The following is a 24,681-nucleotide window of genomic DNA, read 5'->3' on the forward strand; positions in this document are numbered from 1 at the left end:
CACCAACGCCACTGAAGGCGGTACGAGCCGGTCCCCTGCGTTCCGCTGGCGCTCCACTCCGGGAACCGGCGCCCAGTCGGCCTGTGGGGGGCGACCCCCACACCCCCGACAAGGGCGGTACGAGCCGGCTCCCTGCGTTCCGCTGGCGCTCCACTCCGGGAACCGGCTCGTACGCTGCCGACTGTTGGTAGCCTGTATCGGTCTCGCGGCAGGTGCGCCCGGCAATCCGGGGTCCAGTGCCGCCGCGGCGGACGCAAGAGCCCTCCTGTCACGGAGAGACCGTGACCGCACCAGTCCAGAGGAGGTAGGGACACAGCATGCGTCGTTACGAACTCATGACCATCCTCGACCCCGCCATCGACGAGCGCACCGCGAACGCGGCGCTCGAGCCGTTCCTGAAGGTCGTCCGGGACGGCGGCGGCAGCGTCGAGAACGTCGACGTCTGGGGCCGCAAGCGCCTGGCGTACGAGATCCAGAAGAAGTCCGAAGGCATCTACGCGGTGATCGACCTTTCGGCCGAGCCTGCCACGGTCAAGGAGCTCGACCGGCAGCTCAACCTGAGCGAGTCGATCCTCCGCACCAAGGTCATCCGCCCCGAGGTCCACTGAGCCAGGCTCAGCCCTCTCATCAGCCGGAGCGAGCCCCATGGCAGGCGACACCGTAATCACGATCGTCGGGAACCTCGTTGAGGACCCGAATCTCCGCTTCACCCCGAGCGGCCAGGCCGTCGCGTCCTTCCGCATCGCCTCGACCCCGCGGTTCTTCGACCGCCAGTCGGGCGACTGGAAGGACGGCGAAGCCCTGTTCCTGACCTGCAACGTCTGGCGGCAGGCCGCCGAGAACGTCGCCGAGACCCTGCAGCGCGGCATGCGGGTCATCGTCCAGGGACGCCTCAAGCAGCGGTCGTACGAGACCCGCGAGGGTGAGAAGCGCACCGTCTTCGAGATCGAGGTCGACGAGGTCGGCCCGTCGCTGCGCAACGCCACCGCCAAGGTCAACAAGACCCAGCGGCAGGGCGGTGGCGGCGGCTTCGGCGGCGGTGGCGGCCAGGGCGGCGGCGGATTCGGCGGCGGCGGCCAGGACGGCGGCTTCGGAGGCGGCGGCGGCCAGCAGGGCGGCGGCGGCTTCGGAGGCGGTCAGCAGGGCGGCGCCCCGGCGGACCCGTGGGCCACCGGCGGCGGTGGCGGCGGCTACTCCGACGACCCGCCGTTCTAGGACCCGACGCTCCGGCGCGACCACGACACCATCCAGTACACGTCCATTCCCGCGTGAGCGGGGCTCTCCCAAAGGAGCACCACGATGGCGAAGCCACCTCCCCGCAAGCCGAAGAAGAAGGTTTGCGTTTTCTGCCAGGAGAAGATCTCCTACGTCGACTACAAGGACACGGTCCTGCTGCGGAAGTTCATCTCCGACCGCGGCAAGATCCGTGCTCGGCGGGTGACCGGCAACTGCACCCAGCACCAGCGGGACGTCGCCACGGCGATCAAGAACGCCCGCGAGATGGCGCTGCTGCCGTACACCAGCACCGCGCGCTGAGGCAGGGGGAAAGATCATGAAGCTCATCCTGACCCAGCAGGTCTCCGGGCTCGGCGAGCCCGGTGACGTCATCGAGGTCCGCGACGGCTACGGCCGCAACTACCTCGTCCCGCGCGGGTTCGCTATCAAGTGGACCCGGGGCGCGGAGAAGGAGATCGACTCCATCAAGAAGGCGCGTTCGGCTCGCGAGATCGCGACCGTCGAGCACGCCAAGGAGGTCGCCGACCAGCTCGGCGGCCTGCGCGTCACGCTGCGCACCCGGACCGGCAGCAACGGCCGCCTGTTCGGCGCGGTGACCGCCGCCGACATCGCCGCCGCGGTCCGCGCCGCCGACGGCCCCGACCTGGACCGCCGCCGCATCGAGATCGGCAACCCGATCAAGACCGTCGGCACCCACCGGGTCAGCGTGCGGCTGCACAGCGACGTCAGCGCCACGATCGACGTCAACGTCGTCGAGGGCTGACGCACCACCGCACCACCGCACCACCGAACGGCTCCCGAGCTCACAGGCTCGGGGGCCGTTTCGCGTCCACCCTCCGCTCGCCTCTGCGGCAGCTCCTCGCCTCCCGCCTCCCGCTGTCTCCGTGAGCGGGGGGCGGCTTTGGATCCCGCAATCTCTTGCACAAGAGCAGGGCGAACGCGGTCCAAAGGGAGGGATCGTGCGCTGGGTTTCATGTGAAACGTCCCTGAACCGCCCTGTGTTTGGGTGATCGTCAGAGCGGCCATGACGTTCCGTGATCAGTTGATCCGGAATGAGGGGGGACGGTGTGATCGCGCATTCGGGGGACGGCGCGGACGACCGGGACCGGCGCGGCCTGCCGGTGACGCGGCGGGCGATCATCGGCGGCCTGGCGGGGGCCGGCCTGCTGGAGATGCTCTCCATGGCGTCGCCACTCCGGAATGGGGCCATGGCGGACGAGGGGATCATGGCCCCCGGCCACTTCAGGGCGGAGACCCCGCACATCTACACGCGTGCGCAGTGGAACGCGAGATCGCCGAGGCGGGCGGCCAAGGTCCTGAAGCGGGCGCCGGACCACATCATCGTGCACCACACCGCCACGGCCAACACCAGCGATCTGTCGCTGTCCCACGCGTTCAACCTGTCGCGGTACATCCAGAACTTCCACATGGACAAGAACGGCTGGGACGACGCCGGCCAGCAGCTCACCATCAGCCGCGGCGGCATCGTGATGGAGGGCCGCAACCGCAGCCTGAAGGCGATCCGCGAGGGCGAACTCGCGGTGGGGGCGCAGGTCCTGCACCACAACCAGCACACGATCGGCATCGAGAACGAGGGGACGTACACGTCGCGGGCGGTTCCCGGCAAGCTGTGGGGTTCGCTGCTGGAAGTGTGCGTGTGGCTGTGCCAGCGGTACAACCTGGACCCGGCCGAGGCGATCGTCGGGCACCGCGACTACAACAAGACGTCGTGCCCGGGCGACAGGCTCTACGCGCGGCTGCCCGAACTACGGCGTGCGGTCGCAGAACGCCTGGAGACGTCCAACCCGAGCCAGAGCAACGCCAACGACGGCTCCATCCTGTCGGTGCTGCCGTCCCTCGACGGCCTGACCTGACCCTTCCCATAGACGAGCGCCCGCCCGCACGACGCTGACCGGGGCGCGATGGTGGCTCAGGGTGATGGTGTGGGACGGGTGTCGGGCGGCGGTTCCGGCTTGATCGGGCACGAGGTGGGCTTGTGGGGGGCGGGCGGTGGTCATGTGTCGGGGGTCGTGTAGCGGGTTCGGCGGCGGGCTATCTCGGGGTCGATGCCCTCGATCAAGGACCAGATGCCCGCGACGCGTTCCACCAGGGTCTCCGGAGGCAGCCCGGCCAGGCCCTCGGCCGCCAGGTCGTCGATCGCCTGCGTCAGCCGGGCCATCCGCTCGCCGTGTGTGGAACACATGTTCGAATCGTAGCGGGTGGGGTCGGTGGTGCGGGTGCGATTCCCAGGATTTTGCCTGGGCGGTCAGCGGACGGCTCCGGTGACCATCCAGCGGTCGCCGCGTGCGCGCAGGCCGAGGGTGATCATTCGGGTCAGCATCCACAGGCCGATCGCGAGCCACAGCCCGATGATGCCCGCGTCCGCCCGGAACAGGACGATCGCGGCGGGGAGGAAGACGATCGTCGCGATCAGCGTGGTCGCGGCGAGGTAGGCGCCGTCGCCGGCGCCGATCAGGATGCCGTCCAGGACGAACACCACGCCCGCCACCGGCTGTAGCACCGCGACCAGGAGCAGCGAGGCGAGCAGTAGGTCGCGGACGTCGCCGTCCCCGGTGAACAGGCCGGGGAGCCACGGGCGCACGGCGAGGATGAGCAGGCCGAACACGATGCCGCAGCCGACGCCCCACCAGACCATCCGGCGTGTGATCGCCCGGGTGCCCTGGACGTCGGACGCGCCCAGGTAGCGCCCGGTGATGGCCTGCCCGGCGATCGCGATGGCGTCGAGCGCGAACGCCAGCAGCGTCCACACCTGGAAGCCGACCTGGTAGGCGGCGATCTCCTCGTCCCCCATCCGGGCGGCGATCGACGTGCCCACGATGAGGACGATGCGGAGCGCCGCCGTCCGCACCAGGAGGCCGAAGCCCGCCGTGGCGGACGTCCGCAGCCCGTCCAGGTCGGGGCGGACGGAGGCCCCATGGCGCCGTGCCGCGCGCAGGACGACGGCCGTGTAGACGACCGCACTGCCCGTCTGGGCGAGGACGGTGCCCCAGGCCGACCCGGCGATCCCCCAGCCCAGGACGATCACGAACAGCACGTTGAGCAGCAGGTTCGCTGTGAACCCGCCGATGGAGACGGCAAGCGGCGTGCGCGTGTCTTGCAGGCCGCGCAGGACGCCGGTACCGGCGAGGACCAGCAGCATGGAGGGGATGCCGAAGAGGCTCACCCTGAGGTAGGTCACGGCGTACGGCGTCACAGAGGGGGACGCACCGAACGCGTCCACGATCCATGGGACGAGCGGCCAGCCGGCGACGATCAGCACCGCGCCGATGGCGACCGCGAGCCACATGCCGTCGATGCCCTGCCTGATCGCGGCCCGCATGTCGCCGACGCCGACCTGCCGCGCGACTCCGGCGGTGGTGCCGTAGGCGAGGAAGACGCAGAGGTAGACGAGGGTGTTGAGGGCCTGGCCGGCGACTCCGAGCCCGCCGAGCTGGGCGGTGCCGAGATGCCCGACGATCGCCGAGTCCGAGAGCAGGAACAGCGGCTCGGCCACGAGCGCGCCGAAGGCCGGCACGGCGAGGCGCAGGATCTCGCGGTCGTGCGCGGTCGCGAGCCGCCGGGAAGTCGTCACCGCGCCGAGGCTACCACCGAGGTAACTCTCATAAGAACTTCAAGCCTTACATGGGCGGGGATGGTCGACTTTCTTTCCCGCACAGCCGGTGGATGACGTTGCCGCAGGTCAGCCACATGGACCGGGAGTCGTCCACGGGAAATCCACAAAGTTGTCCACAGGTCGTGCACAACCCTGACGGCGTGTCTGCACAGGCAGTCCACAGGGTTGTCCACAGGCTGCTTTGCCCCCGGCCGCGCGGCCTCGCGAGAATGTCCGACGCGTCAGGTAGACGTGAGATGAACGGTCGGCGATGGGCGGACGGGGCCGCCGGCGGCCGAGATGAAGGGGGTGCGACGGTGAGCGTGGCCGACATCGGACCGCAGGAGCACGAGTTCGAACGCACCCCGCCGCACGACATCTCGGCGGAGCAGGGCGTCCTCGGCGGCATGCTGCTCTCCCAGGACGCCATCGCCGAGGTCGTCGAGCTGCTGCGCACCCCCGACTTCTACCGGCCCGCGCACCAGATCATCTACGACGTCATCCTCGACCTCTACGGCCGCGGCGACCCGGCCGACGCCGTCACCGTCGCCGGCGAGCTCACCAAGAACGGCGAGATCGCCCGGATCGGCGGCGCCCCCTACCTGCACACCCTGATCTCCCTGGTACCCACCGCGGCCAACGCCGGGTACTACGCCAAGATCGTCCACGAGCGGGCGATCCTGCGCCGCCTGGTGGAGACCGGCACCCGGATCGTCCAGATGGGCTACGCGGCGGACGGCGCCGACGCCGACGAGGTCCTCGACCGCGCCCAGGCCGAGGTCTTCGCCATCGCCGAGAAGCGCGCCGGAGAGGACTACGTCGCCCTGTCGGAGATCATGCCCGGCGCCCTGGACGAGATCGAGGCCATCGGCAGCCGCGGCGGCCAGATGGTCGGCTGCCCCACCGGCTTCGCCGACCTCGACGCCCTCACCAACGGCCTCCACCCCGGCCAGATGATCGTCGTGGCGGCGAGGCCCGCCATGGGCAAGGCTTTGAGCGTGAATGCCCTACTTCCCACCCCTTCGGGATGGACGACCATGGGGCAAGTGTCCGTCGGTGACCACCTGATCGGAGCCGACGGCAAACCGACCCGCGTGGTCGCCGCGACGGACGTGATGTACGGCCGTCCCTGCTACGAGGTCGAGTTCTCTGACGGGGAAGTCATCGTCGCCGACGCCCAGCACCAGTGGCGCACCTCGACGGTCATGGGCGGCGACGCTCCATCCTCGTCCGATGCCGCGCCGCAGCTCGCGAGCGGGGGCTGGGCCGCCGCCGATGCCGGAGCGGCTCGCGTCGGCCACGTCCGCGAAGACGTGGTCTCGAGCAGCGCACCGATGGACATCGGAACGATCTTCCCCATGGCCCTCTCCGGGGAGCGCGGTGGCCCGATCGGACGATTCGGAACCGGGGTCGGGTCAGTCCCTCATCCTTTCGGTCCCCTCGCCACCGGAAGTCACGCCTCCGGCCGCGACCGGTCGAAGGGGAACGCCCGGTGCGGTGGGCCGAGCGAATGCTCCCCGAAGCGGACGGACCGACGCCGCGGTCGCCTCGACCGGGGCTACGCGCAGCCATCCGAGATCACCGGTGCGGACGCCGGGACGCGGAAGGCGGCCCATCGCCGTCACCGCGCCATCGCCGTCCCGCCGCAGGATGTGCGGGCCGGCCGCATCCACTCGCGGATCCGGACGACCGAGCAGGTGTTCGCGACGCTCCGGCACGCGGGCCGTCCCACCCACACCGTGGAGGTCGCCGGCGCCTTCGACCTCCCAGCGGCCGAACTGCCCGTTGACCCGTACGTCCTGGGCGTGCTGCTCGGCGCCGGGGAGGCGGGGACCGACGGCATCACCTGCCTCGACCGCGAGGTCATCGCCCAACTGGAGGCGACCGGTGCGCAGGTCGTCGAGGAGGCCGTCCCCGGCTGCTACCTGCTCCCCGGGACGCACCGCCGCCTCGGCTCGTCCGACGGCAGGCACATCCCCGCCCGGTACATGCGGGCGTCCGCGGCGCAGCGGCGGGCGCTGCTCGCCGGGCTGCTCGATGTCCGGGGCCATGTGGCCGCTGACGGACGCGTCGACCTCGCCTTCTCCTCCGCCGGGCTCGCCGCAGAGGTGCACGAACTCATTCTCAGCCTGGGCCACCGCGCCGTGCTGACGACGACCGGCCCGGCAGAGGAGGCCGTTCACGAGATCGGCTTCACGCCCGCCGAGACGGTGTTCAGGCTGCCGCGCAAGGCGGCACGGCAGCCGAAGAGCGTCTCCCCCGAGGCCCGGGTGCGGTACATCGTGGACGTCCGCCCCGTGAAGAGTGTGCCCGTCCGATGCGTGCAGGTCGACAACGACGACCACATGTACCTGGCCGGGCGGCACTGCGTCCCGACGCACAACTCGACGCTCGCGCTCGACTTCGCCCGCGCCGCGTCCATCAAGCACGGCCTGACCTCGGCGTTCTTCAGCCTGGAGATGGGCCGCAACGAGATCACGATGCGGCTGCTGTCCGCCGAGGCGCGGGTGGCGCTGCACGCGATGCGGTCCGGCACCATGCAGGACGAGGACTGGACGCGCCTCGCCCGCCGCATGAGCGAGGTCGCCGAGGCGCCGCTGTTCATCGACGACTCGCCCAACATGTCGATGATGGAGATCCGCGCGAAGTGCCGCCGCCTCAAACAGCAGCACGACCTGCGGCTCGTCATCATCGACTACCTGCAGCTGATGACGTCCGGCAAGCGGGTGGAGAGCCGCCAGGTCGAGGTCTCGGAGTTCTCCCGCTCGCTGAAGCTCCTCGCCAAGGAACTCGGCGTCCCGGTCATCGCGCTGTCGCAGCTCAACCGAGGTCCCGAGCAGCGAACGGACAAAAAGCCCATGGTGTCCGACCTGCGCGAATCGGGATCTATCGAGCAGGATGCCGACATGGTGATCCTGCTGCATCGCGAGGACGCCTATGAGAAGGAGTCGCCGCGCGCCGGTGAGGCCGATCTGATCGTCGCCAAGCACCGCAACGGCCCGACCGCCACGGTCACCGTCGCGTTCCAGGGCCACTACAGCCGCTTCGTCGACATGGCCCAGTAGCGGCGAACCGGCGGCGGCGTGCCCTGGCCGAGGCAGGGGCGGCGTGCGCCATAGCGCGTACTGAGAGCACTGCGGTTCCGATGCCACTGTCGCGGTAACGGTGGCGGGGGTCTCGACACGTACGGGGTGTCACCGTAGTGAAGGAGAGACACGTGCGCTGTGGGTGCCCCCGTCCTCGGGGCTTCGATGGATGACCGCGAGGCCAGGTTCGAGGCGATCTACGCCGCGACCTACGAGCCGATCCTGGGATACGTGCTGCGCCGCTGCGCGTCCCCCGACGACGCCGCCGACGTGGTGGCGGAGACGTTCACGATCGCCTGGAGGCGGCTGGACGAGATCCCGTCCGGCGGCAGGGCGCGGTTGTGGCTGTACGGAGTCGCGCGCCGGGTGCTGGCCAACCACCGGCGGGGCGAGGCGCAGCGACGCCGCCGGACCACGAGCCTGCGCGACGAGATCGCGGCGGTCGAGACCGATCCGGTGGAGGCGTCGGCGATCGCCGCGGCGTTCCGCCGGCTGTCCGACGACGACCGCGAGCTGCTCGGGCTCGTCGCTTGGGAGGGGCTGGACCATGCCGCCATCGCGGCGGTCCTCGGCTGCTCGGTGGGCGCCGCGCGCGTCCGGCTGCATCGGGCGCGCAAACGCTTCGATCGCGCGCTGCGCTCCGATGCCAGGCCCGCGGCCGCGCCGCGTCCCATCACCGAACGGAGGTCCCTGACATGAAGCCCCACTCCACCGACGAGCTGCTGCGGTCGATGGCGCGCGTCCGCGACGAGTCCCTGGCGGGGTTCGCCGACCGGCCGGCCGCGCGGAGCCTGATGGAGGACGTCATCCGTGCCGAGACCGGGCCGCAGCCGAGGGCGGTGAAGCCGGCGCGCTTCCGGATGGGCGCGCGGCTCGCCGCGGTCGGGGCGCTGGCGGCGGTCGCCGTGGCCGGGGTCGCCCTGCGCGGGGCGGACGACCCCGGAGGGCAGGGTGCGCCGCCCGCGCGGATCGCGCTCGGTACTCCGGCCGAGGCGGCGCACGTCCTCGACCGGGCCGCGGCCGTCGCCGTGACCAGGCCGTCCGCGGAGGCCGCGCCGCGCCAGTGGGTCTACACGAAGATGCGGCTGACGTCGTCGGCGAAGCCCGCGGGGATCGTCATCGGGGGCCCGTACAAGACCGACACCTGGGAGGTGTGGCGCCGCGGAGACGGCAAGCAGTACGCCGCCTACCAGGACGGCAGGCTGAGGGCCGGGCACGAGCTGGTGTCCTCGGCCGTCGCGAGCAGGTTCGAGCCGCTGCCCGGCGATCCCGCTGCGCTGCTGCGGAAGGTCCGTGGCGAGGGCGGCGACCAGATGGCCTTCGAAACGCTGGTCACGATCCTGCGCGACAGCTCCCACTCCCCGGAGACCGAGGCGGCGATCTTCCGGGCGATCAAGCTGATCCCGGGGGTGACGCCGGTGGAGGGCGAGGTCGAGATCGCCGGCCGCCCGGCGATCGCCTTGGGCCTGACGGTCGAAGGGTGGCTGCACGAAGAGGTGCTGCTCGATCCGAAGACGTACGCCTACCTCGGGGAACGCGCGATCGCCGTCAAGACCCGAACGTTCGCGTCGGAGGGCGGGCCCGCGGTCACGGTGAAGGCGGGGACGCTGCAGCGCCTCATGGTGCGCGTCGCCATCGGGGTCGTCGGGAAGTCGGGCGAGCGCCCCTGACACTCGGCGCGGCCCCGCCGCCGGGCGGGGCCGCCGCCGCGCGCTAGGTGTCGAGGCCGGACGGGCAGGGCGCGGGGGTGCGGCGGGTGAGGATCGCGAGGGCCTGTTCGCACCAGCGGAGGTTCTCGCGTTCGAACGCCAGGCCGCGCATCAGGGTGAGGTAGGGGCCGATGCGGTCGGCGGTGGCGAGGTGCTCTTCCTCGGTGCGGCCGTCCAGGAGGCGGGCGCGGAGGCGTTCGAAGCGGGCGACCTTGGATTCGGCCCAGGTCATGCGTTCGCGGATGGCGTTCATGACGGCGCGGACGTCGCCCGCGTCCACCGCCTGCACCTGGACCATCAGCTCCTCGCGGATCGCGCCGGGGCGCGGCGGGGTGGCGGTGAAGTCGTGGAGCGCGCGGCGGCCGGCGGCGGTGAGGGAGTAGAGGCGCTTGTTGGGGCGGCGCTCCTGCTGGACGACGCGCGCCCGGATCAGGCCCTCGCCCGCCATCTTGTCCAGTTCCCGGTAGAGCTGCTGCGGGGTGGCCATCCAGAAGTTGGCCACCCCGGCGTCGAAGCTCTTCGCCAGGTCGTATCCCGATGCCTCGCCCTCCAGGAGCGTGGCCAGGACCGCGTTGCGCAGCGACATGGGTCCGAGCGTAGCGGCGGCGCGGAGCGCGGGTTTCCGGTGGTCGCGGGTGTGCTCGCCGTGGCTATGGCCGGGTGGTGCTGTGATCTGCGTCATCAAGGCGGGCTCTGGACGAGTGGTCGAGTGCGCGATTAGTGTCATCCGCACCTAGTCAACTAGTTTCCTATCGGGGGGCGCTCCCATGCATCCGTTCCGCCGGGCCGTGGAGGCCGGTGACATCGCCGCGCTGGAGTCGTTGTTCGCGGAGGACGCCGTGTTCACGAGTCCGGTCGTGTTCAAGCCGTACGCGGGGAAGGCGATCACCGCGGCGATCGTGCGGGGCGCGGCGCGGGTGTTCCAGGACATCCGCTACGTGCGGGAGATCGTCAGCGCGGACGGCCGCGACCACGCGCTGGTGTTCCAGGCGACGGTGAACGGGCTCCAGGTGCACGGATGCGACTTCCTGCACCTCGACGACGACGGGCTGATCGACGACCTCACCGTGATGGTGCGGCCGCTGTCGGCGGCGACGGCGCTGGCCGAGGCGATGGGCGCCCAGTTCGACCGGATCCAGCAGGAGGCCCTCGGCGCGCAGGCCGTGGAGTCGCCGTAGGACGTCGGCGGCCGGGGTTACGCTGCGGGCATGCGCGCAGACGAGCGTCCCGCCCGGGTCGAGGACGTGCACGAGCTGGCCGCGGGCATGCCCCATGTCACGATCGCCCATGCGGCGGGCGGCAACCCCGTCTACCAGGTCGGGGGCAGGTCGTTCGTGTTCTTCCGCAACCCGCGCCCCGACGCGGTGGACCCGGGCACGGGCGAGCGGTACCCGGACGTGATCGTGTTCTGGGTGCCGTCCGAGTCCGACAAGCTGGCGCTCGTCCAGGACGAGGCGTCGCCGTTCTTCACGACCCCGCACTTCGACGGCCACCCCTCGGTGCTCCTGCGGGGAAGCCGGATCGGCGAGCTCACGTTGCGGGAGCTCACCGAGGTCGTCCAGGACGCGTGGCTCTCGCGGGCTTCGCGGACGCGGGCGCAGAAATGGCTGCGCGATCATCCGGCCGGGGCGTCCTAGCGGGGTGACACGGCGCGGAGCATCCGGAGTTGGCCGATCTCGGCGGCGTTCTTCATCAGTTCGGCGTTCACCCAGGCGAGGGTGTGGGCGACGGTGAATCCGGAGTCGTCCGGCCAGGGGAAGGGCGCGGGGGCTTCCAGGTCGGCGTCGGTGAGGTGGTCGAGGACGGTGAGCCATTCGCCGCGCAGGGCCCGCAGCCATTCGACGGCTGCGCTCGCGCCCGGCCATGCGATCTCGGTGCGTTCGCGCGGCGTCCGGCCCTGGAGATGGTCGGTGGTGACGCCCCACCACCAGCCGATGTGCCAGCTCAGCCAGGCGATGGTGGGCACCGGGACGGGGTCGGGTTCGGTGTCGGCCCAGTCAGCCGTCCACATTCCGTCGGCGGCTTGACGCATCGTCCAGCAGGTGGAGGCGGGTTCCCACAGGAAGTCCTCGGGGACGAGGCGCTCCAGGTGGTACTCGAACAGCGACCAGGTCAGGTCGAACTGCCAGCGCGGCAGATCGAGCGCGGCGGGGGTCAACGGGCGGGCCGGTCGAAGATGAGCTCGCGGCCGTCCTCTTCGTCCCACTGCTCGCCGATGAAGGTGAAGCCCCCGCCCGCGATCGTGGCGAGGGACGCCTGGTTGTCGGGGCTGATCGTGGCGCGGACGGTGGTGACGGACGGGTCGGCGGCGGCGCGCTCCTGGAGGGCGGCGAGCATGGCGCGCGCGTAGCCCTTGCGGCGGTGCGCCGGGTCGACGGAGTAGGCGATCGTGACCGTGCCGTTCTCGGGCGCGCCGTGGAAGCCGGCGTGGCCGACGACGTCCCCGTCCGGTTCGGCGACGGCGGCGCGCACGATCCACGGGGCGTGGGACGGGTCGCGCGCGATCTGGTCGAGGCGGAAGCGCCAGAGCGCCTTCGCCTCGTCGGTCGTGAAGTAGCCGGTGAGGGCGATGCCGGCGGCGGCGCTCGCCTTCGCGAGGTCTCCGTCGAGCAGTGCGGTCATCGCGGCGGCCGGCAGTTCGACGAGCCGGATCACGGGTGGCATAGGCGCCTCCTTGAGCGGGGAGGCGCCAAGCCTACGGCCGGGTTTCGGCCGGTCGCGACTGATTTACCGGCCCGGCACGTGGTGGTCGGCGAGGCGGGTGAGCAGGCCGGTGAACTGCTCGCGTTCGGCCGGGGACAGCGGGGCGAGGAGGTCGTCCTGGATGCCGGTGAGCACCTCGTCCAGCTCGCGGAGGTGGCGGGCGCCGGCCGCGGTGAGCGTGATGACGTTGCGGCGCCGGTCGGACGGGTCGGGGGAGCGGTCGACCAGGTCCTTGGCGGCGAGCTCGTTCAGCGCGGCGACGACGTCGCTGCGGTCGATGCCGGTGTGGCGGCCGAGGGCGGCCTGGCTGGACGGGCCGTACTCGTCGAGGGCGGCGAGCAGCCGGTAGTGGTAGCCGCGGGCGCCGGCGCGGGCGAAGCCGGCGCCGACCAGGCGGTGGCTCTGCGCGGCGACCAGGCTGATCAGCCAGCTCGGGGCGTGCCGGAGGCGGGCGGGCGTCCGGGCGTCGGCCGTCGTCATGCCGTCCAGTCTAGCGGGTTGTTGGGGGCGCCAACGATCGCTATTGTTGGTGTAACCAATGTTGGATTAACCAATCAATGGAGCGGGTCATGGACGACCGTCGGCAACTCGCCACGCTGGCCAGCCGCCTCGGGCGGTGGCTGGACGACAAGAGCCCCGGCGACGGGCGCGCCCTCTTCACCGAGGACGCGGAGGCGCACACCCTCGGCGGCGTCTCCAAGGGCATCGACGCCCTCGTCGCGCAGGCGCGCCGCAACCACACGGTGCCGACCCAGCACTTCATCACCGATCCGCTCGTCGACCTGGACGGCGACCGCGCAACGGTCGGCGCGAACCTCCTCGTCGTGTTCGTCCACGAGAGCGGGCCGCGCATGCTGGGCGAGCGCTACGAGCTGGAGGCCGTCCGGACGCGGGACGGCTGGCGCATCTCCCGCGTCCAGGTCCGTCCGATCTGGGAGATCGAGCACGCCCTGTCCCCGAGCTAGGGGGACGTGAGGTCGTCTGAGAGGGCGCGTAGGCGGGCGCGGGCTTCGGGGTCGTATGCCTGCTCGTCCGCGCGAGCCTCTTGGAGGCCGTCGAAGAAGCGGCCGGACACGCCGTCCAGTGCCGGATCGGTGACGAGGCGATGCGTCGCCTCCACGCCCTCCTCAAGCGTGCTGACCGGAGACGGGACCATCTTGGTCGGCATGAACGTGGCCGGGTGCAGGGCGTTCGCGGTGACGCCCGTCCCGGCCAGCTCCTCGGCGAGGTCGATGGTGAACAGGACCTGGGCGAGCTTGCTCTGGCAGTACGCCCCGAAGCTCCGGTAGCGGCGGGTGAGCATGACGTCGTCGAAGTCGATCGCCTGCTGGCCGATGCTGCTGACGTTCACGACGCGGGCCGGCGCCGACGCGACCAGGGTCGGCAGCAGCAGCCGGGTCAGCAGGTAGCCGGACAGGTAGTTCACCGCGAACGTCAGCTCGTGGCCGTCCGCGCTCGCCTGCCACGAGTCGGGCCCGCCGATGCCCGCGTTGTTGACCAGCACGTCCAGGCGCGGGTGGTCGGCGCGGACGGCCTCGCCGAGCGCGCGGGTCTCGGCGAGCGACGACAGGTCCGCCCGGTACCAGGACGCCCGGCCGCCGATCTCCTTCAGGGTCGCCTTGCCGCGCTGGTCGTCCCGCCCGTGGACGAGCACCGTCGCGCCTTCGGCGGCCAGCCGGGCGGCCAGGGCGCGACCGAGGCCGTCGGTCGCGCCTGTGATGAGGATGGTCTGCTGATCGATGGGACGCATGTTCCCCATGGTGCTCGGTGGAGCGGGGCGGCAATCCCGTTAGGGGCGGTCGAGGAAGTCCTGGACGAGCTTCACGAACTCGTCCGGCCGCTCCATCATGACGACGTGCCCGGTGTCCAGCTCGGTGTACTCGCTGCCCGCGATGCCGGCCGCCAGTTCCCGGTGGTTCTCGACCGGAATCGTCTGGTCCGCGGTGCAGCCGATCACCAGCGTCGGCGCCTCGATCTTCGGGAGCAGCTCCCGGATGTCGACCCGCCGGACGAGGTCCAGCTGGCGCAGCATGCCGTCCGTGGGGCGCATGAAGCCGTGGAGCTGCTCGGCCCCCTCCGTCCCGATCGCGTTCAGGAAGGCGCGGCTCGCGGAGGTGACCGTCCCGAGCCTGGCGAAGCCCTCGGGGCTGCCGGTGAGCGTGAGCCACAGCGTGATCAGCTGCCGGACGTACTCGTCCTCGCTGTGCGCGAACCCCGCGACGGGGATCAGGCGCCGGACGAGGTCGGGGCGCAGCGCGGCCGCGGCGGCGGCCGTCGGCGCGCCCAGCGAGAAGCCCAGCAGGTCCACCGGGCCGGTGCCGAGATCCTCGATCACGGCGATGACCTGGTGCGCGAGCGCCTCGATGGTGATCGGCGAGCCGTCGTCTTCGGCGGGATCGGACCCGGCCAGGTCGGGCAGGACCACGGTGCGCCCGCCGGTGAAGCGGTCGGTGAGCATGTCCCACATGGCCGAGCCGGGGCCCACGCCGTGGACGAGGACGAGGGCGGGGCCGGAGCCCTCCGTGCGGTAGGCGATGCGAGCGTTTCCAACGGTCAGGTTCGTCATGCCCCCGACCCTGCCGCCGCGCGGCCCGGATGAGGAGCGGACCGTTCTGACTAGGACAAGCGGTCCCAGGCTCGGGCGGGGCCGAGCGGGGACCATGGAGGCATGGACATGAACCGGCGCGACCTCGCCGACTTCCTCCGCCGCTCCCGGGAGCGGCTGCGGCCGCGGGACGTCGGCCTGGCGGAGGGGCCGCGGCGGCGCACGCCGGGGCTGCGCCGCGAGGAGGTGTCGCAGCTCGCGGGCATGTCCGCGGACTACTACATGCGCCTCGAGCAGGCCCGCAGCCCGCAGCCGTCCACCCAGCTCCTCGCCGCGCTCGCCCGCGCGCTGCGGCTGACCGCGGACGAGCGCGACCACCTGTACGTCCTCGCCGGGCACCGGCCGCCCGCCGGGCCCTTCGCCGGCGAGCACGTCCGGCCGGGCCTGCTGTACCTCCTCGACCGGCTGACCGAGACGCCCGCGCAGATCCTCGGCGACCTCGGCGACCTGCTCGCGCAGAACGCCCTGTCCGAGGCCCTGTTCGGCTGCGTCTGCACCGTGGACGGGCCCGACCGCAACATCGTCTGGCGGTGGTTCACCGACCCGTTCGTCCGGGAGGCGTACCCGCCGGAGGAGCGCGACCACTACAGCCGCCTGCACGTCGCCGACCTGCGGGCCGCCGTCGCGCGGCGCGGCGCCGACGAGGCGGCGCGGGCCGTCGTGCGGCGGCTCCGCGCGGCCAGCGACGAGTTCGCCGGGCTGTGGGATCTGCACGAGGTCGCCGTCCGCCGCACGAGCCGGATGAGGGTGGTGCATCCGCAGGTCGGGCCGATCGAGTTCGACGCGGAGGTCCTGCTCACGCCGGCCGAGGACCAGCGCCTCGTCGCCTTCACCCCGCCGCCCGGCAGTTCCACGGCCGACGCCCTCGCGCTGCTGCGCGTCATCGGCCCCGAGACCGCCCACCGCAGCCACATCTGAGGCCGCGGTGGGCGGGTCACGCGGGGGCGCGGCGCAGCCGCCAGAGGGACGTCGTCTCGGCGGCGCGGGCCGCGTGGAGCGGGTCGTCGGGGTCGGCGGCGCGCGGATGGACGGGCCTGGTGTCGAGCTTCCCGGCCACCTCCAGACCGGACGCGTCGAACAGCGCGCGGAGGTCGTCGCGGGTGCGGAGCCCGAGGTGTTCGGCCAGGTCGGACAGGATCAGCCAGCCTTCGCCGCCGGGTTCGAGATGGCCGGCGAGGCCGGTGAGGAAGCCGCGCAGCATCCGCCCGCCCGGGTCGTAGACGGCGTGTTCGAGGGGCGAGCTGGGCTTGGCGGGCACCCAGGGCGGGTTGCACACGATGAGCCCGGCCCGTCCTGGCGGGAAAAGGTCGGCTTGGACGACCTCGACCTGCTTCCCGACGTCCAGACGCTCGACGTTCTCGTGGGCGCAGGCAAGCGCGCGCGGGTCGAGGTCAGTGGCGACGACGTGCTCCACACCGCGACGAGCCAGAACCGCCGCCAGGACACCTGTGCCGGTGCCTATGTCGAACGCCGTCTTGGTGGACGGGAGCGGCGCTTCGTTGACGAGGTCGACGTACTCCCCTCTGACCGGTGAGAAGACGCCGTAGTGCGGGTGTATCCGGTCGCCGCCCAGCGCTGGGATGGGCACGCCCTTCACACGCCATTCATGTGCGCCGATCAGCCCGAGCAACTCGCGCAGTGACGTCACGTAGGGCTGGTCGTCCGGCCCGTACGCCTCCGTACAGGCGTCCTGGACGGACGGTGCGCGACGTAGCGGGATCACGTGTCCCGGGTCGAACGGTATGAGCAGCATGCCCAGCGTCCGCGCGCGCTGGGCCCGTGCCTGGCGGTGCAGGTGAAATGCCTGGACCTGGGACGGTTCCGGCTTGCGCCTGGCCCGGCGCGGCGGCCGGTCGATCCGGCGCGCCATCGCGGTGAGGAGCTGCCGCGCGTTCTGGAAGTCGCCCCGCCACAGCAGGGCGGTGCCTTCGCAGGCCAGCCGGTAGGCGTCGTCCGCGCGGGTCTCGTCGTCCGCGACCACGACGCGGCGCGGCGGCGGCGCGCCGCTCTCCGACCGCCAGCGGACGCGATGGTCCCGGCCGTCCTCCCGCCAGGAGATCTCGTCCACACCTGTACGGTATCGGCGTGCGTCTTCCTGGGCCATTTCATGTGCTGAACGAGGGGCTCGCCTTCGTCCTGGAGGTCGCGGCCATCGTCGCGCTGGCCTGGTGGGGTTTCACCACGGGCGGCAACGTCGTCGTCAACGTCGTCTTGGGAATCGGGACGCCGGTGGGCGCGATGGTCCTGTGGGGCCTGTTCGCTGCGCCGCGTGCCCGGTTCAAGGTCGCGCTGCCGTTCGTCCTTCTGGTCAAGGCCATCGTCTTCGGTGCGGGTGCCCTGGCGTTCTATGGCGTGGACCATGCGACGTTGGCCATCGTGTTCGCCGTTATAGCCGTCCTCAACACCGTGCTGGCCACGCTGGACCGCGAAGCCCACTTCCGTACGGCGGCCGATCAAGGCTCCTAGGCGACGCCTAGGCGAGGTCGGCGCTGGAGTGGCAGGTGGACGTCTCGGCGAGCTTGTGCAGGGCGGCCTCCGACGGCGACCCTGGTTCGGCCGCGTAGAGCATCAGACGGCTCAGGTCCGGGTCGCCCGGCAGGTGCAAGGTCTCGAACGGCAGGACGAGCCGTCCGACCTCCGGGTGGTCGATACGGGCCTCGCCGTGCGTCAGGTCCGATACGTGGTGCGCCGACCACATCTGGTGGAAATCAGGGCTCCGCTCCCGCAGGCACGCGATGACCGCGCGCAGGTTCGGGTCGTCCGGGTCCTGGCCGGAACGGAACCGAAGGTAGGCGGCGTTGCGCCGGGCAACGGTCGGCCAGTTGTCGCCCAGCCGCGCCTTGTAGTCGGGGTTGAGGTGGATCTGGTGCGACCAGGTCCGCTCGTCCGGCGGAACGCTCGCCAGGTCGACGAACACGGCCGCGGTGAGCCGGTTCCACGCGACCACGTTCGTGTAGTGCCCGACCACGTACGCGGGCGCGTGGGTGAACGAGTCGAGCAGGTGCTGCAGGGGAGCCCGCAGGCGCGGCGGCGCGGTGATGGGCGCGCGGCGCGGCGGGTGCGCGAGGCGGTGCAGGTGGTCGTGCTCGTCACCGTCTAGCCGCAACGCCCGGGAGATCGCGTCCAGGACGTCGGTGGACACGCCGTCCGCCGTCCCCTGCTCCAGCCGGATGTAGTACGCGACGCTGACGCCGGCGAGCTGCGCCAGCTCTTCGCGCCGCAGGCCGGGCACGCGGCGCCGCGTCCCGTAGGAGGGCAGGCCGGCGTCCTCGGGGCGCAGCCGCGCACGCCGCGACTTGAGGAACTCGCCCAGCTCGCCGTTCCGTGCCATGCCGCAGAGGCTATCCAGCCCGGAGCCTGCTACTGGGAGTGGTACGAACGAGCGGGGTCTGGGTAGGCGCGCCCAACGCAGCGATGGTCTCTTGCATGACCGCATTGACCACCGCCGTGTCCGCTCCTGAGCGGATGTCGTCGCGGCACAAGCTGATACTGACTCTTCTTCTCGGCGCGCAGTTCATGCTCGCCATCGACTTCTCCATCCTCAATGTGGCGCTGCCGGTCGTCGGCAAGGGCCTGGGCTTCGGGCTGGACGAGCTGCAGTGGATCGCCACGGCGTTCGCCCTTCCCGCCGCCGGATTCACGCTGCTGTTCGGCCGTGTGGCCGACCTGTTCGGACGCCGCCGGATGCTGCTCGCGGGCATGGCGCTCTTGGCCGGAGGGTCGCTGATCGGCGGGATGGCCACGTCACCGGCGATGCTGCTCACGGGCCGGGTTCTGCAGGGGCTCGCCACGGCGATCGCCACACCGGCCGCCCTGTCGCTGATCACGACGTCCTTCCCAGAGGGTCCGCTCCGGACCCGCGCGCTCGGGCTCAGCGGCGCCCTCATGTCCGCCGGGTTCACGGTCGGCGCGATCCTCGGCGGTGTCCTCACCGACCTGCTGAGCTGGCGCTGGGCGTTCCTGGTCAACGTCCCGGTGGCGGTGCTGATCTTCGCGGTCACGCCCGCCGTCATCGCGGAGAGCCGCTCTCGGGACGGGGCGAGCCTGGACGTTCCGGGCGCGGTGACCGTGACCGGCGGGCTGCTCGCCCTCGTCTACGGGATCACCTCCGCCGGGTCGGCCGGCTGGAGTTCGCCGTCCGCGCTCGGCGCCCTCGCCGCGGCCGTGCTGCTGGCCGCGTTCGTGCTGGTCGAGCGGCGCTCACCGGCCCCGCTCGCGCCGCTGCGCGTGCTGACCCGCCGGACGGTCGCCTGGGGCAACGTGGCCGGGTTCGTCGCGTTCGCCACCGAGACGTCGCTGGTGTTCCTGATGACCCTGTACCTGCAGAAGGTCCTGGACTTCACGGCGCTCACGACCGGGCTCGCGCTCGGCGTCCTCGGCGCCGGGACGTTCGCCGGCGGCGTCGCCGCGCCCCGGATCATGGGCCGGCTCGGCGGCCGGGGGACGCTGGTCGCCGGGCTCGTCCTACAGGCCGCCGCGACCGCCGCGCTGCTCGGCCTCGGGGAGTCGCGCGGCTCCCTCGGGCTGCTGCTCGCCGCGACCGCGATCGGCGGTTTCGGGAACCTCGTCGCGATCGTCGCGTTCATGGGGACCGCGACGTCCGGGCTGCCGGACGGCGAGCAGGGCCTCGCGACCGGCCTCGCCACGATGACGCAGCAGGTCGCCATCACCCTCGGCATCCCGGTGATGAGCGCGGTGGCCACGGCGAACGCGTCCGTCCTCGGCGGGCTCCGCCTCGCGACCGCGGTGAACGCCCTGATCGCCCTCGCGGGCGCGGCCCTCGTCGGGTCGTTCCTGCGCCGCTCCGGCGACCGGTGAAGGAGACCGCCATGGACCTCGAACTCGACGGCAGGGTGTACATCGTGACGGGCGCGTCCGCCGGGATCGGCGCGGCCGCCGCCCGGCTGCTCGCCGAGGAGGGCGCGCATGTCGTCGGCGTCGCGCGCTCGTCCGCCGACGTGGCCGCCGACCTCACCGACCCCGCCGCCGCGCAGCGCGTCGTCGACGCCGCCCTGGCGCGCCACGGGCGGCTGGACGGCCTGGTCAACAACGCCGGCGCCCTCGAATCCCGGATCGGCTTCCTCGACGTGACCGACGATCAGTGGCACGCGACGTTCGAGCTGAACTTCCACGCGGCGGTGCGCATGGCCCGCGCCGCGCTGCCGGCCTTGATCGACCAGGGAGCGGGGAGCGTCGTGCACGTTTCCAGCGAAGCCGGGCGGTTCCCTGACACGCCGCTGGTGGACTACGCCGCGTCCAAGACGGCCCTTCTGTCGGTGTCCAAGACGCTGGCGGGGGAGTTCGGCCGCTGTGGCATCCGCTCCAACGTCGTCACGCCCGGTCCCACACGGACACGGTTGTGGGACGAGCCCGGAGGGTTCGCCGAGCAACTGGCCGCCCAGTACGACCTTCCGGTGGAGGAGGCGATCGAGCGGTTCGTCCACGAGGAACGGCGGCTCCCAACAGGACGTCTTGGCACGCCCCAGGACGTCGCCCGTGTCATCGCCTATCTGCTGTCCCCGCTGGCCGTCCAGGTCACGGGCGCCGAATGGACGGTGGACGGAGGGGCACTACGCCAGATCTGAGAGGCCGGCTACCGCGTGCCGGACGCCGCGCAGGCGTCCGGCACCTCCCCGCTCGCTCGCCTTCAGGCCGGGACCATGTCGAGGAACCCGGTCACCCGCTCGAACCGGCCGTCGTCCCCGAAGACCGCCACGTCGAAGCCGGCGGCGATCGCCTCCCCGCCCTCGGGGCCGAGCTCCCAGGTGAAGCGGGCCACGTTGTGGTGGGCGTCCACGGTGCCCGCCGGACGGAACACCAGGCCGGGGAACTGCTGCTGCGCGGCGCCGATGAACGCGTCGATGGCGTCCCGGCCCTCGGCCGCGCCGAGCGGGTCCACGTAGACCGGGTTCTCCGTCCACAGTTCGTCGATCGCGGCGCGGCGCGCGGCCGGGTCCTTCTCGTTCCAGATCGCCAGGTACCGCTCGACCCGCTGCTGAACGTCGTTCATGTCATGACTCCCGTCTGATCGACCGGGTTCGTCCCCCGGTGCCCCTCACGCTGCCAGCGCCCCGGCGGAAGATCGATTACTTGGGACGTCATGTACCTGCGACGTCATGCCCTCCGGCACCCGTCCCTTACTCGACGGTGATCGCGGCGACGGCGGCGCGGGCGAGGCGCTCGGCCTCCTGGACGGCCTCGTCGCGGGAGTCCCGCTTCTCCGGGGGCGCGTAGACGAGCCAAGCGACGACGTTGGCCTTGCGCGCGGAGACCTGGATCTGATGGACACGGGTGCCGTCCTGGTAGGCGGCGGTGACGATCGTGGCCTCGTCACCGACGCCCGGCAGCTTGCGGGCGCCCTCATCGTCGAGCGTGGGCCCGCCAGGTCCTTCACGGAACCGCTCCTCGGCGCGCTCTATCCCGCCGTCCATGCCAATGGCGTACCTGAAGAGCGTGTACCGGAGCGACAGCGAATCGCCGAACCGGCACTTCTCTTCGTCGTCGTTCGGGAGCCGCTGGGGTGCCTGCTTGGGGAACATCGCCTTGGCGGTGGGCTCGATCACGTGGCACGCGTTGGGAAGGCGCACCGCCTCCTCGCGTCCGGGCCAGGAGGAGTGGTGCCAGACCGGATCAAAGGCCACGAAGAGGGCCGCCCAGGCCGCGAGAATCGCCAGATGGCTGCAGGCGTAGCGCCACGTCAGGAGCGACCGTCCGCGCACCGCGCCGGTCCCGGCCCGCCGGGACAGGTCGGCGAGGGCGGCGTCGAACTCGCGATCACGCCCGAAGCGCAGGCGGACGGGCGCCGCCAGGGTCACCTCGGTGGAGCCGTCGGCCGCCACCACCGACTCCGTCCACAGGCGGCGGCGCAGCTCAAGCCGCTCGATGCCGTCCCAGGTCAGTGACTTCTCCCCGACCGGATCGTCCTTGCTGCGCAGCCCGCGCGGATCGAGCGTCACCCGGCCCACCGCGAGCGGTATCGCCCGACCTGCGGCGGCCAGGCCCATAAAGGCGATGCACAGGCTGGGGACGAATGCCTCGATCCTGAACAGATATACCGCGATGACCACGAGCAGGGCGCCGAACACGATCAGCGCACGGGCCGCGTGGCGGAGCGTGCGCGGGGGCCTCAGCACCACTTCGCCGGATGCGGCGGATCCCGCTGATCCGTCGGCGTCGTGGGACGGTAACAAGCCGCCGTCGGGCTGGTTCTCCATGGGTTCCCCTCGCCGGTGCCGGTCGGGGGACGATCGTAGTACCGGTGATGATGATGTCGTTTTCTCGCTAGTGAGGGCGTATCGCCATCGGTGATGCTGGAGGCATGCACGATGACGTGGAGAGGTGCGTGCGGGCCGTCCAGTCGAAGGACGCCCGCTTCGACGGGTGGTTCTTCACCGGGGTGGTGACCACCGGGATCTACTGCCGTCCAAGCTGCCCGGTGGTCCCGCCCAAGCCCGAGAACATGCGCTTCTACCCCAGTGCGGCCGCGGCCCAGCAGGCCGGTTTCCGGGCCTGCAAGCGCTGCCGGCCCGACACCTCCCCCGGCTCGCCCGAGTGGAACCACAGGGCGGACGTCGTCGCACGCGCCATGCGCCTCATCGCGGACGGTGTCGTCGACCGGGAGGGCGTGCCCGGCCTTGCCGGACGCCTTGGCTACAGCACGCGCCAGATAGAGCGGCAGCTCAACGCCGAACTAGGCGCGGGCCCGCTCGCCCTGGCACGAGCCCAGCGCGCCCAGACGGCACGGCTGCTCATCGAAACGACACCCCTGCCGATGGGGGACGTCGCGTTCGCGGCGGGGTTCGCGAGTATCCGCGCCTTCAACGACACCGTGCGCGAGGTGTTCGCGCTTACGCCCACCGCACTACGCGACCGTGTCGCCAAGGGACATCCCCCTGCCGGGTCAGGCGTTCTCGCCCTGCGGTTGCCGTTCCGTACGCCGCTCTGCCCGGACAACCTGTTCGGCCATCTCACCGCCACCGCGGTGCCAGGTGTCGAGGAATGGCGGGACGGCGCGTTCCGCCGCGCCATGCGCCTGCCCCACGGACACGGCATCGCGACCCTCCGGCCCCAGCCCGACCATGTCGCCTGCACGCTCAGCCTCAGCGACCTCCGCGACCTGACCATCGCGATCAGCCGCTGCCGCTGGATGCTCGACCTGGACGCCGACCCCGTCGCCGTGGACGACCTGCTCCGCGCCGACCCCGTCCTGGCGCCGCTGGTCGACAAGGCCCCAGGACGACGTGTCCCCCGGACCGTGGACGGGCCCGAGTTCGCCGTGCGGGCCGTCCTGGGGCAGCAGGTCTCCACGGCCGCCGCCCGCACCCATGCGGGCCGCCTGGTCACCGCCTACGGCGAGCCCATAGACGACCCAGGCGGCGGCCTCACGCACCTGTTCCCGACACCGTCCGCACTGGAGCAACTCGACCCGGAGACGCTCGCCTTCCCCAAGACCCGGCGCACCACCCTCACAACCCTTGTCAGCGCACTCGCCAGCGGCGAGATCGACTTGGGCGTAGGGAGCGACTGGGAAGAGGCCCGCGCACGCTTGGCCGAGCTACCCGGCTTCGGCCCGTGGACCATCGAGACCATTGCGATGCGTGCTCTCGGTGACCCGGACGCGTTCATCCCCAGCGACCTGGGGGTCCGGGCCGCCGCCAAGTATCTGGACCTCCCCTCGACACCGGCCGCCCTCGCCAAGCGCGCCGCTCCATGGCGTCCTTGGCGCGCCTACGCCGTTCAATACCTGTGTGCGACGAGCGACCATCCCATCAACCTGCTTCCAGCACACTGAGGAACCTCATGACTTCACACGTCGTCCTGGACAGCCCCGTCGGCCCCCTCACCGTGGTGGCCGTAGACGGTGGCCTGGCCGGGCTCTACATGGAAAAGCAGCGCCACCTTCCGCCCGAAGAGACCTTCGGCGCACCCGGTGACCCTGACGCAGAACCCTTCGCGACAGTCGCCAAGCAACTCACCGCGTACTTCGCCGGGGAACTGACCGAATTCGACGTCCCGCTCAACCTTCGCGGGACGCCCTTCCAGCAGCGCGTCTGGGCGGCGCTCCAGGAGATCCCCTACGGCCGGACCACGACGTACGGCGAACTCGCCGTCGAGATCGGCAGCCCCTCCGCGTCCCGCGCGGTCGGCCTCGCTAACGGGCGCAACCCGGTCAGCGTCATCGTCCCCTGCCACCGCGTCGTCGGCTCCACCGGCTCCCTCACCGGCTACGGAGGCGGCCTCGACCGCAAGCGCTACCTGCTCGACTTCGAGCGCAAGACGCGCACCGCGGCCGAGGAGGCGACTCTCTTCTGACGCGTTCTGTCAGACCCTCCGGCTACCGTGCAGGGCGTAGACGCTCACCGATGGAAGGCTGACCGAGGTGGAGTTCCGAGTCGACCGGCAGACGCTCGCCGACGCCGTCGCATGGGCGGCGCGGACGCTCCCGACGCGTCCCGCCCTCCCCGTCCTCGCGGGCATGCTCATCGAGGTGACCGACAAGGGCGAGCTCACGCTCGCCGGGTTCGACTACGAGGTGTCGGCCCACGCCCGTGAGGACGCCGACGTCGCCGAGCCGGGCCGGGCGCTCGTCCCGGGCCGGCTCCTCGCGGACATCGTCCGGAACCTCCCGCCGCACCCCGTGGAGGTGTTCACCAAGGGCTCCGAGGTGGTGGTCCGCTGCGGCCCCGCCGAGTTCGGCCTGCTGACGCTGCCCGTCGAGGACTACCCCAC

Annotated in this window: 29 protein-coding genes and 1 pseudogene; 18 read left to right on the forward strand and 12 right to left on the reverse strand. The window is 71.6% G+C overall.

What is annotated here, in order from left to right:
* The first annotated feature begins 317 nt into the window (after window positions 1-317).
* The 5 genes from rpsF to ETD96_RS13885 all read left to right on the forward strand — a co-directional run bounded on the left by rpsF (window position 318) and on the right by ETD96_RS13885 (window position 3,110).
* The gene (gene rpsF, locus ETD96_RS13865; protein WP_138636747.1) at window positions 318-608 is read left to right on the forward strand and encodes a 30S ribosomal protein S6; all 291 of its coding nucleotides are present in this window, start codon (window positions 318-320) and stop codon (window positions 606-608) included.
* 37 nt (window positions 609-645) lie between these two features.
* Window positions 646-1,215 carry a single-stranded DNA-binding protein gene (locus tag ETD96_RS13870; RefSeq protein ID WP_138636748.1) on the forward strand — a complete coding sequence of 190 codons (570 nt, stop codon included), beginning with the start codon at window positions 646-648 and terminating at the stop codon, window positions 1,213-1,215.
* Window positions 1,216-1,299: 84 nt separating this feature from the next.
* On the forward strand, window positions 1,300-1,536 hold the full coding sequence (gene rpsR / locus ETD96_RS13875; protein WP_026403973.1) for a 30S ribosomal protein S18: 237 nt from the start codon (window positions 1,300-1,302) through the stop codon (window positions 1,534-1,536).
* Window positions 1,537-1,552: 16 nt separating this feature from the next.
* Window positions 1,553-1,999 (forward strand): 50S ribosomal protein L9, encoded by a 447-nt coding sequence (gene rplI / locus ETD96_RS13880; RefSeq protein ID WP_138636749.1) that lies wholly within the window; start codon window positions 1,553-1,555, stop codon window positions 1,997-1,999.
* A 304-nt stretch (window positions 2,000-2,303) separates the two neighbouring features.
* The gene (locus tag ETD96_RS13885; RefSeq protein WP_420884753.1) at window positions 2,304-3,110 is read left to right on the forward strand and encodes a peptidoglycan recognition protein family protein; all 807 of its coding nucleotides are present in this window, start codon (window positions 2,304-2,306) and stop codon (window positions 3,108-3,110) included.
* Between the two features lie 140 nt (window positions 3,111-3,250).
* Here ETD96_RS13885 and ETD96_RS13890 read toward each other — a convergent pair whose 3' ends face one another.
* Window positions 3,251-3,439 (reverse strand): hypothetical protein, encoded by a 189-nt coding sequence (locus tag ETD96_RS13890; RefSeq protein ID WP_131944373.1) that lies wholly within the window; start codon window positions 3,437-3,439, stop codon window positions 3,251-3,253.
* Window positions 3,440-3,502: 63 nt separating this feature from the next.
* Window positions 3,503-4,828 carry an MATE family efflux transporter gene (locus ETD96_RS13895; protein ID WP_138636750.1) on the reverse strand — a complete coding sequence of 442 codons (1,326 nt, stop codon included), beginning with the start codon at window positions 4,826-4,828 and terminating at the stop codon, window positions 3,503-3,505.
* A gap of 338 nt (window positions 4,829-5,166) precedes the next feature.
* Here ETD96_RS13895 and dnaB point away from each other — a divergent pair, with 338 nt between their 5' ends.
* The 3 genes from dnaB to ETD96_RS13910 all read left to right on the forward strand — a co-directional run bounded on the left by dnaB (window position 5,167) and on the right by ETD96_RS13910 (window position 9,605).
* Window positions 5,167-7,914, forward strand: a complete 2,748-nt coding sequence (dnaB, locus tag ETD96_RS13900; protein WP_138636751.1) for a replicative DNA helicase — start codon at window positions 5,167-5,169, stop codon at window positions 7,912-7,914.
* 186 nt (window positions 7,915-8,100) lie between these two features.
* Window positions 8,101-8,634: an RNA polymerase sigma factor gene (locus tag ETD96_RS13905; protein ID WP_138636752.1), complete on the forward strand. Its 534-nt coding sequence runs from the start codon at window positions 8,101-8,103 to the stop codon at window positions 8,632-8,634.
* Entirely contained in the window at window positions 8,631-9,605 is a 975-nt protein-coding gene (locus ETD96_RS13910; protein ID WP_138636753.1) for a CU044_5270 family protein, read from the forward strand. The genes ETD96_RS13905 and ETD96_RS13910 overlap by 4 nt, the downstream gene beginning before the upstream one ends.
* Window positions 9,606-9,648: 43 nt before the next feature.
* Here ETD96_RS13910 and ETD96_RS13915 read toward each other — a convergent pair whose 3' ends face one another.
* The gene (locus ETD96_RS13915; protein WP_171069021.1) at window positions 9,649-10,230 is read right to left on the reverse strand and encodes a PadR family transcriptional regulator; all 582 of its coding nucleotides are present in this window, start codon (window positions 10,228-10,230) and stop codon (window positions 9,649-9,651) included.
* Between the two features lie 181 nt (window positions 10,231-10,411).
* On the opposite strand from ETD96_RS13915, the gene ETD96_RS13920 reads away from it, so the two are divergent.
* Both ETD96_RS13920 and ETD96_RS13925 read left to right on the forward strand, forming a co-directional pair.
* Entirely contained in the window at window positions 10,412-10,822 is a 411-nt protein-coding gene (locus ETD96_RS13920; protein WP_138636754.1) for a nuclear transport factor 2 family protein, read from the forward strand.
* A 30-nt stretch (window positions 10,823-10,852) separates the two neighbouring features.
* Entirely contained in the window at window positions 10,853-11,281 is a 429-nt protein-coding gene (locus tag ETD96_RS13925; RefSeq protein ID WP_138636755.1) for an MmcQ/YjbR family DNA-binding protein, read from the forward strand.
* Here ETD96_RS13925 and ETD96_RS13930 read toward each other — a convergent pair.
* The 3 genes from ETD96_RS13930 to ETD96_RS13940 all read right to left on the reverse strand — a co-directional run bounded on the left by ETD96_RS13930 (window position 11,278) and on the right by ETD96_RS13940 (window position 12,827).
* Complete coding sequence (locus ETD96_RS13930) at window positions 11,278-11,802, reverse strand: DinB family protein (protein ID WP_138636756.1); 525 nt, start codon at window positions 11,800-11,802, stop codon at window positions 11,278-11,280. The genes ETD96_RS13925 and ETD96_RS13930 overlap by 4 nt on opposite strands.
* A complete protein-coding gene (locus ETD96_RS13935; protein WP_240807614.1) occupies window positions 11,799-12,308 on the reverse strand; it encodes a GNAT family N-acetyltransferase in 510 nt (169 codons plus the stop codon). Before ETD96_RS13935 ends, ETD96_RS13930 begins: the two co-directional genes overlap by 4 nt.
* 63 nt (window positions 12,309-12,371) lie before the next feature.
* A complete protein-coding gene (locus ETD96_RS13940; protein WP_138636757.1) occupies window positions 12,372-12,827 on the reverse strand; it encodes a MarR family winged helix-turn-helix transcriptional regulator in 456 nt (151 codons plus the stop codon).
* A gap of 89 nt (window positions 12,828-12,916) precedes the next feature.
* Here ETD96_RS13940 and ETD96_RS13945 point away from each other — a divergent pair, with 89 nt between their 5' ends.
* Window positions 12,917-13,312 carry a nuclear transport factor 2 family protein gene (locus ETD96_RS13945; RefSeq protein WP_171069022.1) on the forward strand — a complete coding sequence of 132 codons (396 nt, stop codon included), beginning with the start codon at window positions 12,917-12,919 and terminating at the stop codon, window positions 13,310-13,312.
* Here ETD96_RS13945 and ETD96_RS13950 read toward each other — a convergent pair.
* Window positions 13,309-14,097 carry an SDR family NAD(P)-dependent oxidoreductase gene (locus ETD96_RS13950; protein ID WP_138636759.1) on the reverse strand — a complete coding sequence of 263 codons (789 nt, stop codon included), beginning with the start codon at window positions 14,095-14,097 and terminating at the stop codon, window positions 13,309-13,311. The genes ETD96_RS13945 and ETD96_RS13950 overlap by 4 nt on opposite strands.
* Window positions 14,098-14,136: 39 nt before the next feature.
* Window positions 14,137-14,913 carry an alpha/beta fold hydrolase gene (locus ETD96_RS13955; protein WP_138636760.1) on the reverse strand — a complete coding sequence of 259 codons (777 nt, stop codon included), beginning with the start codon at window positions 14,911-14,913 and terminating at the stop codon, window positions 14,137-14,139.
* 102 nt (window positions 14,914-15,015) lie between these two features.
* Here ETD96_RS13955 and ETD96_RS13960 point away from each other — a divergent pair, with 102 nt between their 5' ends.
* Window positions 15,016-15,870: an MmyB family transcriptional regulator gene (locus ETD96_RS13960; protein ID WP_138636761.1), complete on the forward strand. Its 855-nt coding sequence runs from the start codon at window positions 15,016-15,018 to the stop codon at window positions 15,868-15,870.
* 16 nt (window positions 15,871-15,886) lie between these two features.
* Here ETD96_RS13960 and ETD96_RS13965 read toward each other — a convergent pair whose 3' ends face one another.
* Window positions 15,887-17,020, reverse strand: coding sequence for a methyltransferase (locus ETD96_RS13965; protein ID WP_240807616.1), 1,134 nt, complete (start codon window positions 17,018-17,020; stop codon window positions 15,887-15,889).
* A 17-nt stretch (window positions 17,021-17,037) separates the two neighbouring features.
* Here ETD96_RS13965 and ETD96_RS13970 point away from each other — a divergent pair, with 17 nt between their 5' ends.
* On the forward strand, window positions 17,038-17,418 hold the full coding sequence (locus ETD96_RS13970; RefSeq protein ID WP_138636763.1) for a YrdB family protein: 381 nt from the start codon (window positions 17,038-17,040) through the stop codon (window positions 17,416-17,418).
* Between the two features lie 7 nt (window positions 17,419-17,425).
* Here the strand turns inward: ETD96_RS13970 and ETD96_RS13975 are convergent, their stop codons facing one another.
* On the reverse strand, window positions 17,426-18,283 hold the full coding sequence (locus ETD96_RS13975; protein ID WP_138636764.1) for a helix-turn-helix transcriptional regulator: 858 nt from the start codon (window positions 18,281-18,283) through the stop codon (window positions 17,426-17,428).
* A gap of 95 nt (window positions 18,284-18,378) precedes the next feature.
* Between ETD96_RS13975 and ETD96_RS13980 the strand changes: the two genes are divergently transcribed.
* Window positions 18,379-19,770, forward strand: coding sequence for an MFS transporter (locus ETD96_RS13980; RefSeq protein WP_138636765.1), 1,392 nt, complete (start codon window positions 18,379-18,381; stop codon window positions 19,768-19,770).
* 11 nt (window positions 19,771-19,781) lie between these two features.
* The gene (locus ETD96_RS13985) at window positions 19,782-20,537 is read left to right on the forward strand and encodes an SDR family NAD(P)-dependent oxidoreductase (RefSeq protein ID WP_138636766.1); all 756 of its coding nucleotides are present in this window, start codon (window positions 19,782-19,784) and stop codon (window positions 20,535-20,537) included.
* 62 nt (window positions 20,538-20,599) lie between these two features.
* Here ETD96_RS13985 and ETD96_RS13990 read toward each other — a convergent pair whose 3' ends face one another.
* Entirely contained in the window at window positions 20,600-20,962 is a 363-nt protein-coding gene (locus ETD96_RS13990; protein WP_138636767.1) for a nuclear transport factor 2 family protein, read from the reverse strand.
* 127 nt (window positions 20,963-21,089) lie between these two features.
* Window positions 21,090-22,166, reverse strand: a complete 1,077-nt coding sequence (locus ETD96_RS13995; RefSeq protein ID WP_138636768.1) for a hypothetical protein — start codon at window positions 22,164-22,166, stop codon at window positions 21,090-21,092.
* A 104-nt stretch (window positions 22,167-22,270) separates the two neighbouring features.
* Between ETD96_RS13995 and ETD96_RS14000 the strand changes: the two genes are divergently transcribed.
* From ETD96_RS14000 to ETD96_RS14010, 3 genes and pseudogenes are all read left to right on the forward strand, one after another.
* The gene (locus tag ETD96_RS14000) at window positions 22,271-23,743 is read left to right on the forward strand and encodes an AlkA N-terminal domain-containing protein (protein ID WP_138636769.1); all 1,473 of its coding nucleotides are present in this window, start codon (window positions 22,271-22,273) and stop codon (window positions 23,741-23,743) included.
* 8 nt (window positions 23,744-23,751) lie between these two features.
* A complete protein-coding gene (locus ETD96_RS14005) occupies window positions 23,752-24,264 on the forward strand; it encodes a methylated-DNA--[protein]-cysteine S-methyltransferase (protein ID WP_138636770.1) in 513 nt (170 codons plus the stop codon).
* 67 nt (window positions 24,265-24,331) lie between these two features.
* Window positions 24,332-24,681: pseudogene (locus ETD96_RS14010) on the forward strand (DNA polymerase III subunit beta); the annotation flags it as partial.

The sequence above is a fragment of the Actinomadura geliboluensis genome, from assembly GCF_005889745.1.
In the GTDB taxonomy this organism is placed as follows: domain Bacteria; phylum Actinomycetota; class Actinomycetes; order Streptosporangiales; family Streptosporangiaceae; genus Spirillospora; species Spirillospora geliboluensis.

Bases quoted from the DNA above. Each gene is read 5' to 3' on its own strand.
- rpsF (WP_138636747.1), top strand. From the start codon at position 318: ATGCGTCGTTACGAACTCATGACCATCCTCGACCCCGCCATCGACGAG.
- ETD96_RS13870 (WP_138636748.1), top strand. From the start codon at position 646: ATGGCAGGCGACACCGTAATCACGATCGTCGGGAACCTCGTTGAGGAC.
- rpsR (WP_026403973.1), top strand. From the start codon at position 1,300: ATGGCGAAGCCACCTCCCCGCAAGCCGAAGAAGAAGGTTTGCGTTTTC.
- rplI (WP_138636749.1), top strand. From the start codon at position 1,553: ATGAAGCTCATCCTGACCCAGCAGGTCTCCGGGCTCGGCGAGCCCGGT.
- ETD96_RS13890 (WP_131944373.1), bottom strand. From the start codon at position 3,439: ATGTGTTCCACACACGGCGAGCGGATGGCCCGGCTGACGCAGGCGATC.
- ETD96_RS13905 (WP_138636752.1), top strand. From the start codon at position 8,101: ATGGATGACCGCGAGGCCAGGTTCGAGGCGATCTACGCCGCGACCTAC.
- ETD96_RS13910 (WP_138636753.1), top strand. From the start codon at position 8,631: ATGAAGCCCCACTCCACCGACGAGCTGCTGCGGTCGATGGCGCGCGTC.
- ETD96_RS13915 (WP_171069021.1), bottom strand. From the start codon at position 10,230: ATGTCGCTGCGCAACGCGGTCCTGGCCACGCTCCTGGAGGGCGAGGCA.
- ETD96_RS13920 (WP_138636754.1), top strand. From the start codon at position 10,412: ATGCATCCGTTCCGCCGGGCCGTGGAGGCCGGTGACATCGCCGCGCTG.
- ETD96_RS13925 (WP_138636755.1), top strand. From the start codon at position 10,853: ATGCGCGCAGACGAGCGTCCCGCCCGGGTCGAGGACGTGCACGAGCTG.
- ETD96_RS13935 (WP_240807614.1), bottom strand. From the start codon at position 12,308: ATGCCACCCGTGATCCGGCTCGTCGAACTGCCGGCCGCCGCGATGACC.
- ETD96_RS13940 (WP_138636757.1), bottom strand. From the start codon at position 12,827: ATGACGACGGCCGACGCCCGGACGCCCGCCCGCCTCCGGCACGCCCCG.
- ETD96_RS13945 (WP_171069022.1), top strand. From the start codon at position 12,917: ATGGACGACCGTCGGCAACTCGCCACGCTGGCCAGCCGCCTCGGGCGG.
- ETD96_RS13950 (WP_138636759.1), bottom strand. From the start codon at position 14,097: ATGCGTCCCATCGATCAGCAGACCATCCTCATCACAGGCGCGACCGAC.
- ETD96_RS13955 (WP_138636760.1), bottom strand. From the start codon at position 14,913: ATGACGAACCTGACCGTTGGAAACGCTCGCATCGCCTACCGCACGGAG.
- ETD96_RS13960 (WP_138636761.1), top strand. From the start codon at position 15,016: ATGGACATGAACCGGCGCGACCTCGCCGACTTCCTCCGCCGCTCCCGG.
- ETD96_RS13975 (WP_138636764.1), bottom strand. From the start codon at position 18,283: ATGGCACGGAACGGCGAGCTGGGCGAGTTCCTCAAGTCGCGGCGTGCG.
- ETD96_RS13980 (WP_138636765.1), top strand. From the start codon at position 18,379: ATGACCGCATTGACCACCGCCGTGTCCGCTCCTGAGCGGATGTCGTCG.
- ETD96_RS13985 (WP_138636766.1), top strand. From the start codon at position 19,782: ATGGACCTCGAACTCGACGGCAGGGTGTACATCGTGACGGGCGCGTCC.
- ETD96_RS13990 (WP_138636767.1), bottom strand. From the start codon at position 20,962: ATGAACGACGTTCAGCAGCGGGTCGAGCGGTACCTGGCGATCTGGAAC.
- ETD96_RS13995 (WP_138636768.1), bottom strand. From the start codon at position 22,166: ATGGAGAACCAGCCCGACGGCGGCTTGTTACCGTCCCACGACGCCGAC.
- ETD96_RS14000 (WP_138636769.1), top strand. From the start codon at position 22,271: ATGCACGATGACGTGGAGAGGTGCGTGCGGGCCGTCCAGTCGAAGGAC.
- ETD96_RS14005 (WP_138636770.1), top strand. From the start codon at position 23,752: ATGACTTCACACGTCGTCCTGGACAGCCCCGTCGGCCCCCTCACCGTG.